Origin of the sequence: Methanolacinia paynteri (assembly GCF_000784355.1) — an archaeon.
In the GTDB taxonomy this organism is placed as follows: domain Archaea; phylum Halobacteriota; class Methanomicrobia; order Methanomicrobiales; family Methanomicrobiaceae; genus Methanolacinia; species Methanolacinia paynteri.
This window is the reverse complement of record NZ_AXDV01000085.1, coordinates 1-2,622: the sequence shown is the minus strand read 5'-3', so window position 1 is coordinate 2,622 and position 2,622 is coordinate 1. Positions and strand designations below refer to the sequence as shown.

Sequence of the window (2,622 nt, the reverse complement as noted above, 5' to 3'; positions counted from 1 at the left end):
TCGGTGTCCCTCGGCCCTCCGAACGCTTCGGGGTGGAACTGGACGCAGTAGACGTCAAGGTCCGGCACACAGAATCCTTCGAGGGTTCCGTCGTTTACGTTCTCGAAGTAGAGTTCGCACTCATCGGGGAGACTGTCCTGGTCGACGGCGAACCCGTGGTTCTGGGTCGTTATGAATATCTTGCCGTCCGATCTCCTGACCGGCTGGTTGGAACCCCTGTGCCCGAACTTCATCTTGTAGGTCTTCCCCCCGAACGCGAGCCCGAGAACCTGGTTGCCCATGCAGATCCCGAAGACGGGTTTCTTCCCGATGAAGTATTTGGCGCATTCGATTGCGTCTGTCGCGAGTTCGGGGTCGCCCGGACCGTTGGTGATGAATATCGCATCGGGATCGCATGCTTCGATATCAGAGGGTTTTGAATTGTAAGGAAAGATATAGAGGTCGGCGCCGCGGCGCAAAAGAGAGATTGCAATGTTTTTCTTTATTCCGAGATCGATTACCGCTATCTTCTTCCCTTTGCCGGGAATGTGATAGGGCTCTTTGCAGGAGACCGAACTTAGAAGATCGATCTCCGATATAGGTTTCAGTTTTTTCGCGAGATCGACGGCGTACTCCCCGTTGTCGTCGCCAACGACAAGGGCCGAGCGTAATGTGCCGTCCACACGGGTTTTTATCGTGAGCTGCCTCGTGTCGATCCCCTCTATCCCGAGAAGACCGTTCTCCTCGAAGAACTGGCCGAGAGACGTATTCGCAGTCGGCCTTTTGCAGAGTTCGTGGACGACGCATCCCATCGCGTTGACCTTCGGACTCTGGAAGTTGTGGAAATCGACACCGTAATTTCCGATAAGGGGATAGGTGAACATCAGGATCTGGCCTGCATAGCTCGGATCGGTCAGCGCTTCCATATACCCGCTCATTTGCGTGGTAAAGACGAGTTCGCCGCCGCAGGAGCCCTCGGCACCAAAACCCCTGCCCGTAACGAAATCCCCGTTTTCAAAACCCAAAACAGCTTTTAACTCTTTCATTTTATTGCAATCATTTCCCAAAGTATCCCCGTGTACAGCACCTGCCGTACTCGAATACCTTTTGTTGTTAATTATAAGCAGAGATACTCAAAAAAGGTTATCTTGGGGGTATAAAAAAGATGAAACTCCTGCCGGTAGTATTATAAGCCGGTTTGTTATCCTGCCGATCGAAATCCGGAACCGGTACAGGACCGGAGAATAAAATTTTCTACAGATGACAGATGCGGTATCCCGAAACAAGGCTCTTCGCTAAACTGCGAGGGTATAAAAAAAGTTTCACTACTTTTGGCAACCCCTCGCCGCGAGTCGCAAAGCAGACTCGCGGATCGGCCCCGACCCCGGGGCCTCTCCATTGTGAAAGGCCACTCAGGGGATAGAAGAGTATCCCCTGAGCGGCGAGACGCGGTAAATTCATGGCATGTACAGAACGGAATATACCAAAAAAGCTCATGAAGCAAAGGTTTCATGCACTGTTTCATGTAAAAAAACTAAATTCAACAGCTCAGGGGACCCTTGCCGGTCTCCTGAGCGTGCCGTGAGATGGCTATCTTAAGACAAGGCCCCTGGGCAGGGGCCGTCCGGCGGCCTGGCCGCCGGTGCCCGGGGTCGTCGGAGAAAGGTCTGAACAAATAAGGTCTATATCCCCTTTTACAAATTGCTCCACGCCTCGGTCTCCTGAAGGAACTTTTTCAGAGACATATGGACATGACATCAGTTCGTCCACGTCGTCAGGTATTCTTAGTTCTATCCTGTTATACCGTTCGTACTTCCTAAAGATCTCCGGGCAGAGCAAATACTCAAAGTTTATTTTTTACAGTTGAAAAAGCCACACATCTAAAAAGATCAAAATCGCAAACAGCAAATAGCGCTTTTTCAAAAAGAATAAATTACAGACTGGAAAATGTATGCAGGCCGGCCTCATGACCATTTTTGCCGCCGGCCTGCCCCTTTTTTCCGGGAATGGCAATTGAGAATGTCAATATCCACCAGGGTTCGCGACGCGACCGAACGGAGGGTTAACCGGAGAATCATATCCCCGGGTTCCGGCCCCTTACCTGAAACAGAGAGACGGCGTATGAAGAAGGTCAGAATCTTCCCGGCCGGATTATTCATCTCTTTTCTGGTTTTAGCGATGGCACTGCCCGTATCAGGCGAGACAATAACGATCGACAATACATCCGGTACACCTACCATTGCAAAGGCACTTCTTTATGCCGGCGACAACGGGACTGTCGTCCTAAGACCGGGAATATATTTTGAGAACTCGATTGTCCTGGAGAACAGTGCGACGATAACTGCCGACACGTCCGCCGGCTACAGTGCGGAGGACACGATCATCGATGCGCAGAACTCGGGCAGGATCTTCGACGCCGCCGGTTATTCGCTCTCTATCGACAACCTGACCTTCCGGAACGCAAAGGCAGATCACGGCGGTGCGATATCACTGGATTCAGGTAACCTCAACGTCACGTCATCCGTATTCACCGGCTGCTCTGCGGACTACGGCGGCGCGATCTTTTCGGACACCGACAGCACGGTCACGGTCACATCATCCGTGTTCGCCAACTGCTCGGCCATCAACAGCGGAGGAGCGATC

Annotated in this window: 1 protein-coding gene and 1 pseudogene; one reads left to right on the top strand and one right to left on the bottom strand. The window is 51.9% G+C overall.

Going from position 1 to position 2,622, the window contains the following annotated elements; all coding sequences use genetic code 11:
* Window positions 1-1,025: glutamine-hydrolyzing carbamoyl-phosphate synthase small subunit (carA, locus tag METPAY_RS01790; protein WP_048148619.1), on the bottom strand; the 1,025-nt coding region annotated here is incomplete at its 3' end.
* 1,075 nt (window positions 1,026-2,100) lie between these two features.
* Between carA and METPAY_RS01785 the strand changes: the two are divergent.
* Window positions 2,101-2,622, top strand: a pseudogene (locus METPAY_RS01785) (hypothetical protein); the annotation flags it as partial.